The organism is Pseudopedobacter sp. (assembly GCF_040392825.1).
GTDB lineage: Bacteria > Bacteroidota > Bacteroidia > Sphingobacteriales > Sphingobacteriaceae > Pseudopedobacter.
Genome location: NZ_JBEBVH010000183.1, coordinates 1 through 8,413 on the forward strand (window position 1 = coordinate 1; position 8,413 = coordinate 8,413).

Below are 8,413 nucleotides of genomic sequence, written 5' to 3' on the forward strand. Positions count from 1 at the left end.
AGAGTGTTAGTCAGTTTGAAAAGTCACCGTTACTTTCTTTATACCCCAATCTTATAGAATCTCAGCACAAAGAAAGACATTCTACTTCGGAAGGCCTCCGTTTTTATAGAAGAAAGCATAGTATATCTCTTATAATTTCAGATATACTGTGCTTTCAGATTACTTGGCGTTTTTTGATTCCTGTACAGCCAGACGAATAGATTGAGATAAATTCTTTGCATCTTGGAGACCTTTTCTTAAACGCGTTCCAGCAGCGCTATTTCCTTTTTGATAGAATTTTTCTGCCTCGACTTCCAAGCCTAAAATAAGATCCTTTAATTGATTAAATTTTTCTTGTGCCATTTTCTTTCTCCTTTTAAGTTTTTGGTTAGAACATTTTTATGCTTTACTAATGTAGAATGTTTTTTCATAAAAAAAAACATTTAAATAGCTATTTACTAAGTCAATACATTTATTTTTTCAACATTTCTACAGATTTCAACATTTCTAAACGTAAATATATGACATAAAAAAAAGCCGGTAACTAAATCACCGGCTCTACTTCTATAAAACTTTATTTTAAGCTTCTACAAACTTGTGTTGCTGGTAATAGCCTGTTTTTAACTTTTCGGCTACCTCACTATAAGCACTTAATGTACGCTGTACATCTTCTAAAGTATGCATAGCTGTAGGAATTAAACGCAACATAATTAATCCTTTTGGTATCACAGGGTACACTACTATAGAGCAGAAAATACCGTAGTTTTCTCTTAAATCGTAAGTTAAAGCTGTAGCTTCTTCTAATTCACCTTTTAAAAATACTGGTGTAACCACAGAATTCGTATTGCCAATATCGAAACCTCGTTCTTTAAGGCCATTTTGTAAAGCTGTAGCAATTGTCCAAAGTTTCTCTCTTAATTCTGGCTTAGTTCTTAACAGCTCTAAACGCTTAATTAAGCCCATCACCATTGGCATAGGTAAAGCTTTGGCATAGGTTTGAGAACGCATGTTATAACGTAAAAAACTTACGATATCTTTATTTGATGCGACAAAAGCACCTATACCAGCCATAGACTTAGCAAAAGTGCCAAAATACACATCTATTCCGTCTATACATTCCTGCTCTTCATGAGTTCCGGCTCCTGTTTTACCCAGGGTTCCGAAACCATGTGCATCGTCTATTAATAATCTGAAATTGAATTCTGATTTTAATTTAACGATTTCCTTTAACTTACCTTGGGCTCCTGACATACCAAAAACGCCTTCGGTAATCACCAATATTCCTCCTCCTGTCTGCTCAGCCAACTTAGTTGCTCTTTCTAATTGCTTACGCAAGCTATCGATATCATTATGGGTATAAACATATCGTTTTCCCATATGTAAACGAACACCGTCTATAATACAAGCATGTGATTCGGCGTCGTATACTATAACATCGTTTCTATCTACCAGAGAATCAATAATAGAAACCATTCCCTGGTAACCATAGTTTAGCAAGAAAGCATCTTCAAAACCAGTAAATTGTGCCAAAGACTGCTCTAATTGTTCGTGATACTTAGAATTACCAGACATCATTCTTGCACCCATAGGATAAGCCATACCGAATTCCGCCGCTGCTTTCGCATCGGCTTCTCTTACTTCTGGATGATTTGCTAATCCCAGGTAATTATTTAAACTCCATACCAAGTGCTCTTTGCCATTAAAATGCATGTGCGGAGCAATTTCCCCTTCCAATTTAGGAAAAGAAAAATAACCATGAGACCACTTTTGGTGCTGACCTATTGGTCCCATGTGCTTAGCTATCTTGTCAAAAATATCCAACTTATTATCTATTTGTTAGTTTAAAATTAAAATACACGCAAATTTACTCGAACTAATTTGATATACAAGCCCGTAGAGGTAACTATTCTATTAATTGCTTTTAAATGAGAAAGTAGCAAAAAAACAAAAGCCACTCGAAAGAATGGCTTCTGTAGGTTAATCGTTAATCCACGTTATCATGTAAGAACGAATTATTTGGTCTGATTTCTGTCTGACCATCTTCGCTGCTTAATGTAAATCTTGAAACTTGAGATTCTGAAGAATGAGGAACTTCTTTCAGTTGCATTTGCTTTCTTTTGTAAGCAGGTTCGTTTTCCAACTCCTGTAAACCAGTTGTAGAACGTAACTTCATACTCAAATCTTTCAAACGTAAGATTCTCTCTTTTGATTTTCTCAATTGTTCTTCTATTGAATCATCTGTTTTATGTTCATCTACTCCATAAGCTGGTTTCTGTGCTAATGGCTCAGGGTTAACTTGAGCAGATGGAGTTTCTTCGAATTCATTCTGGTAATTATTATTAACCTGAGGCTGAGGAGTAGATCTCGGTAAATCAAAACTTATTGGTTCCGCTACCTTTACGCTAAACTCAATATCGTTTTCTTCTTTTTTCTCAGGCTGAATTTCAGGTTCTTCTTCTATCAGCTGATGTCTGATTGTAATCTCTTGTTCTTTTTTATTCTCAGTCACAAACATACCTCCGAAAAGATCGCTTTGAGATCTTTGAGATTGTTCTGTTCTTGCTGCTTCTATTGTAGTTGCAGGCTGGGTCTGAACAGGGGCAGCTACCTGATTTACAGGAGACTGTTGCTCAGTAGCTTTATTATTAAATTCATTAACCGGACGAATCAACGGAGTATCGGGTGTTAAGTATTGCTTTTTAGGAGCATTCTCTTCGTTTAAAACTCTTTCTTCCTTAGTTTGGAAGCCTGTAGCAATAATAGTTACCGAAATTTTATCTCCTAAAGAGGCATCGGAACAGTTACCCCAAATCAGATCTGCAGATAAGCCTGCCTGATCCTGAATAAAGTCTGTTATGATACTCACTTCATCCATTGTCACTTCTTTCTCTCCGGATGAAATATTCAACAAGATATATCTAGCACCTTCTATTTCGTTATCTTTCAATAATGGAGAAAGTAATGCACCTTCTACAGCCCTTAAAGCTCTGTTTTCACCTTCTGCAGCATAACTTCCCATAATGGCAACACCGCTCTCTTTCATTACTGTTCTAACATCTTTAAAATCGACGTTGATATAGCCCGGTACAGTAATTATTTCCGCAATCCCTTTTGCTGCTGTTGTTAAAATATCGTCTGCCTGACCAAAAGCTGAACCTAAAGTCAAGTTTCCAAAAATCTCTCTTAATCTATCGTTTGAAATAACAAGGTAAGAATCTACGTATTTCTTTAATTCCTCTAGACCTTCTTCGGCCTGCATTCTTCTGCGTTTGCCTTCGAAAGAAAATGGAGTGGTAACGATAGCTACCGTTAATATATCTAATTCTTTAGCTGCTTTTGCTATAATAGGGCTTGCTCCGGTTCCGGTTCCACCGCCCATACCTGCTGTAATAAAAAGCATACGGGTATTGCTGCCCAGCATTTCTTTTACATCGTCTATATTCTCAATGGCCGAGTTTTTTCCAACTTCTGGAATAGAACCTGCCCCCATTCCTTCTGTTAAAGATGCTCCCAGTTGAACTTTGTTTGGAATAGGGCTTAATTCCAATGCTTGTGCATCGGTATTACAGATAATGAAGTCAACTCCCATAATTCCTTGTCTGTACATGTGGTTTACAGCATTACCACCACCACCACCAACACCAACAACTTTGATGATTGATGACTTTTCTTTTAACATTTCAAACTGCATATCCTTTATTATCAGCTTTTAAGCGATTCCAAAAAATTAAATTCTTACTCTTGTAATATTAGCTATTTTTCCACAAAAGTTTTCCACAGATGTTAACAATGTTGAAAACTTTTCGATTGTGGAAAATTACTTCAAAAAGTCCTGATCACTGATGTCATCTTTGATGAATTTCTTCGTTCCTTCTAATAGGGAAGCGAATAATCCACGATTCTTTTTAACAGCTTCCTGTTGTGCTGGAGCTGCTTTTCTTTCATAATCGTTATACTGCGTTTCGCTTTCTATTTTTTCAATTCCTTTAATCAATAGACCTATACCTGTTGCAAACATTGGGCTTTTTAAATCTTCATAAATAGTCTTAGGAAGTGTTTCATTTTTCGCCAAATGTTCATTAGGATAACCCACCCTGCAATCTAAACCTGTTACATATTCTACTAATTGCGACAAATGCTTCAATTGTGCCCCACCTCCGGTAATTACAATACCTCCAATTAGCTTTTTCTCGTATCCGGAAGATTTTATTTCATAGTAAACATGATCTATAATTTCTTCCATACGGGCCTGAATAACATAAGCCAGGTTTTTCACCGAAATTTCTTTTGGCTCTCTGCCTCTCAATCCGGGAACACAAATAATCTCGTTCTCCTTATTTTCTTCTGCCAAAGCAGAACCAAATTTTATTTTTAACAGCTCCGCCTGATTTCTCATGACAGAACAGCCTTCTCTTATATCTTCGGTTATACTATTTCCGCCAAAAGGAATAACAGCTGTATGTCTTATAATTCCTTCGTGAAAAATAGCCACATCTGTTGTACCGCCACCAATATCTACCAAAACCACACCTGCTTCTTTCTCTTCTTCGCTCAGGACGGATTCTGAAGAAGCTAAAGGCTCTAAAATCAGGTCCTGAATCTCCAGATCAGCCTGGTCTACACATTTCATAATATTTCTTACAGCTGTAACCTGACCGGTTATAATATGGAAATTCGCTTCTAAGCGTACACCGGCCATACCTACTGGATCTTTGATCCCAGGTTCGTTATCTACTGTAAATTCCTGAGGTAACACATGAATAATTTCTTCACCCGGATTCATCGCCAGCTTAAACATATCATCTATTAACCTGTCAATATCTCTTTTGGAGATCTCTGTTGACAGATCTTTTCTTGTTAAAATACCTCTGTGTTGCAAACTTTTGATATGCTGACCTGCTATACCAACATTTACAATTTTGATATCCACATTAGATTGCGTACTTCCCTCTTCCACAGACTGCATAATTGCTCTTACAGTCTTTGCAATGTTAGACACAACTCCACGAGTTACACCGGCAGATTCTGCCCTGCCAACTCCCAGCACTTCTACTTTACCGTGTTCGGTCCTTCTTCCCACGATAACACAAATTTTTGTCGTACCGATATCAAGACCTACCACAATAGGTGAAGCTTTTGATTGCTTTGTAATGCCTTTTTCCATATTATATTCTTTGCTAAATATTCTTCTTTTTTAATTCTTCCTTCCTAACACTGTCCTTAATCCGCTTCTCTTCCTCTTTAATTCTTATAATTGTAGAATCACTTTTAAGACATACTACCTGACCGCTGAATTTTAAATTAATGGTAGAATAAGCATCCCAACCAACATGCGGTATTGCCTTTTTATAAAAAACCATTAATCTTCTAAATTTATCTTTTAAATCGCTGGCATCGCCAAGGATTATAGTATGCTTTCCAACTCTCGGTATTAGTTCGATATCATTTTTTTCATTCACGTAAAATTGAACGAACAGATTATTCCAAACAGAATCCTTAGAAATAAAGTTCGCCAGTTGATACAAATCTTTTACCAGTTGGGTTCTTACTGTATCCACTTTACCAGAGAAACCTTCCTTAATATCTCCGTTTACTGCAATTACATTTGCAGTGAAATGGTTTGATACCGGAATTTTAAAACCCTTTTGGTCTACATAATAGCTTTGGCCCGCCATATTGAAGACTCTAAGGACTGGTGTTCTCTGAACAATTTCTGCCTGAATGGTTCCGTTCATGTCTGCAAAAACATTTGCATATTCTACAAATGGATTTGCTTTTAATCTATTTTCCAATCTCTGAAGATCAATATTATCTAATCTTCTTCCTACCAGTAAACCATTCTTAGACGCTAATATCTGATCTACCTCTGCCCGTTCCAGAAAAAACTGATTTCCGGGCAAAATTACTTTAACTTCTTTACATGTTGTTGCACTTTTTTTCACATCTATAAAACTCATCAACACAACTAACCCACTTAGGCTAATCAGCCACAAAAAAACAAACAGAACCGATTTCCATTTTATTCTTTTAAGCATTGTTATATATATTTTGAATAGGTTTTATTAATGTATCTATATCTCCTGCTCCAACTGTAACCAACAACTCTGGTTTGGTGTTTTCAATAAATTTCAACACCTCATCCTTTGTCAACAATTTTTTATTTTCCAATGCAATTTTATCCAGTAAAAACTGGCTATCTATTCCCGCTATAGGTAACTCTCTAGCCGGATAAATCTCCAATAAAATCAACTCATCCACCAAACTTAACACTTCTGCAAATCCGTCTGCAAAATCCCTGGTTCGGGTAAATAGATGAGGTTGAAAAACAGCTGTAAACTTTTTATTAGGATACAAAGTTCTTACCGCCCTGAAACAAGCCCTCAACTCCTCCGGATGATGCGCATAATCATCTATATAAATTGCACTATCTTGTTTTACAATGTATTCGAATCTTCTTTTTACACCTCGGAAAGATTCCAAACCTGTTCGGATATCCTGCTGAGAAATTCCCATTTTTAAGGCCACCTGAATAGCGGCAACAGCATTTTCTATATTATGCTGACCCGGTAAACCAAGCGTCAAATCTCTCATCTCGATTTCCTGATTGTAAAAATCAAATCTGAACTCTCCCTGCTCTACTCTGATATTTATTGCCTTGGCATCTGCCGATTCTGTTTCTATTGCATACGTAGAAACCGGAAGCTTGACATCTAACCCTTTCCTCAAAAATATAGTTCCTTTGGTATCTACCTGAGAGGCAAATAATTCAAAAGATTCTGTTAAATGAGATTTATCGCCATAAATATCTAAATGATCTGCATCCATGGAAGTGATAACTGCTATGTTTGGATGCAGTGTTAAAAAAGAACGATCATATTCATCCGCCTCAACCACCAATACCTCATTCTCTCCAATAATCAAATTGGTATCATAGTTAACAGAAATTCCGCCTAAAAAAGCTGAACACGTGTTTCCACCATGACGTAACAGATGAGTTATCAGACAACTTGTAGTTGTTTTACCATGTGTACCCGCAACCGCAATGGTAAACATTCCTCTGGATAGCAATCCCAGAATCTGAGATCTTTTATATAACGTAAAACCAGCATCTGCCAAATAGCTGTATACCACACTACTTTTAGGAACCGCCGGTGTATAGATAATTAATATTGAAGCATCATTAGAACGATATAGTTCTGGAATAGCATTTAATGAATCCTCATAAGAAACCGGAATGCCTTCTGCCTCCAAAGCTCTTGTTAATATGGTAGAAGTTTTATCATAACCTGCAACTTCGCATCCTCTCTTCTGAAAATAGCGAGCAAGGCTACTCATGCTGATACCACCGATACCAACCAAATAAACTTTCTTTATGTCTTCCAGATTAACCATTTCTTGCTATTGATAATACCTCGTTTGCTATAATATCGTCAGCATTTGCTAAAGCCAATGCTCCTATATTCTCAGACAATACAATCATTTCCGCATTGTCTTTTAATAATTTAATTGTTTGATCTACCAACTCTGCTTCTGCGTGTCTATCGGCTACTAAAACAGCCGCATTTGCATTCACCAAGGCCATTGCGTTTTTTGTTTGATGATCTTCTGCAACATTGGGAGAAGGCACTAAAACTACAGGTTTCTTTACCAGACACAATTCAGATATCGTACCGGCTCCCGCCCTCGAAACAATTACATCTGCTGCTGCATAGGCCAGATCCATTCTATTCAGAAATTCCAGGATGCGGATACCACTATCTTTTGGCTGATTTCCAAATCGGTCTATAACACTTCTGTAATAGAATTTACCCGTTTGCCAAATCAATTGAATATCCTCGTCTTTAAACCTGTTGATTCCCGAAATCATACTTTCGTTAAGTGTACGGGCTCCCAGACTTCCACCTATAACTAAAACTGTCTTCTTCGCAGGATCCAGTTCGAAAAAGCTGATTGCTTCTTCTCTTTTTCCTTCTATATTAATGGTGTCTTTTCTAACCGGATTTCCTGTTTTGATAATTTTATCTGCCGCAAAGAATTTATCCATATGATCAAAAGCGACACATATCCTCTTTGCAGATTTACCCAAAAACTTATTAGTCACCCCAGCGAACGAATTCTGCTCTTGTATTAAAATCGGGAGGCGTTTCAAAGAGGCAGCATATAATAACGGTCCGGACGCATATCCCCCAACCCCCACTACAGCATCCGGCTTAAAATCTCTAATAATCCGTAATGCCTTAAAAACACTTCTTATCAGTTTTATTGGCAAAAAGATGTTCTTCATTAGATTACTTCTCTGAAATCCCTGAATGTCTAAACCAATTATTTTATAACCAGCAGCAGGAACTTTCTCCATCTCCATCTTACCATTCGCACCAACAAACAGTATTTCTGTATTCGGATCTATTTTTTTTAAAGCATTAGCTATAGCGAT

Annotated in this window: 7 protein-coding genes; all 7 read right to left on the reverse strand. The window is 36.9% G+C overall.

What is annotated here, in order from left to right; translation table 11 throughout:
• Positions 1-159 precede the first annotated feature (159 nt).
• Positions 160-342, reverse strand: coding sequence for a BF3379 family histone-like protein (locus ABWO41_RS12735; protein ID WP_353138496.1), 183 nt, complete (start codon positions 340-342; stop codon positions 160-162).
• Positions 343-558: 216 nt separating this feature from the next.
• Positions 559-1,800 carry an aminotransferase class I/II-fold pyridoxal phosphate-dependent enzyme gene (locus ABWO41_RS12740; protein ID WP_353138499.1) on the reverse strand — a complete coding sequence of 414 codons (1,242 nt, stop codon included), beginning with the start codon at positions 1,798-1,800 and terminating at the stop codon, positions 559-561.
• Between the two features lie 163 nt (positions 1,801-1,963).
• Positions 1,964-3,670 (reverse strand): cell division protein FtsZ, encoded by a 1,707-nt coding sequence (ftsZ, locus tag ABWO41_RS12745; RefSeq protein ID WP_353138502.1) that lies wholly within the window; start codon positions 3,668-3,670, stop codon positions 1,964-1,966.
• A 126-nt stretch (positions 3,671-3,796) separates the two neighbouring features.
• Positions 3,797-5,143, reverse strand: coding sequence for a cell division protein FtsA (gene ftsA / locus ABWO41_RS12750; protein ID WP_353138505.1), 1,347 nt, complete (start codon positions 5,141-5,143; stop codon positions 3,797-3,799).
• Between the two features lie 13 nt (positions 5,144-5,156).
• Entirely contained in the window at positions 5,157-6,014 is an 858-nt protein-coding gene (locus ABWO41_RS12755) for a cell division protein FtsQ/DivIB (RefSeq protein ID WP_353138508.1), read from the reverse strand.
• Positions 6,007-7,371, reverse strand: a complete 1,365-nt coding sequence (gene murC / locus ABWO41_RS12760; RefSeq protein WP_353138511.1) for a UDP-N-acetylmuramate--L-alanine ligase — start codon at positions 7,369-7,371, stop codon at positions 6,007-6,009. Before murC ends, ABWO41_RS12755 begins: the two co-directional genes overlap by 8 nt.
• A partial coding sequence (murG, locus tag ABWO41_RS12765) for an undecaprenyldiphospho-muramoylpentapeptide beta-N-acetylglucosaminyltransferase (RefSeq protein WP_353138514.1) occupies positions 7,364-8,413 on the reverse strand: 1,050 nt, incomplete at its 5' end. The genes murG and murC, both read right to left, overlap by 8 nt.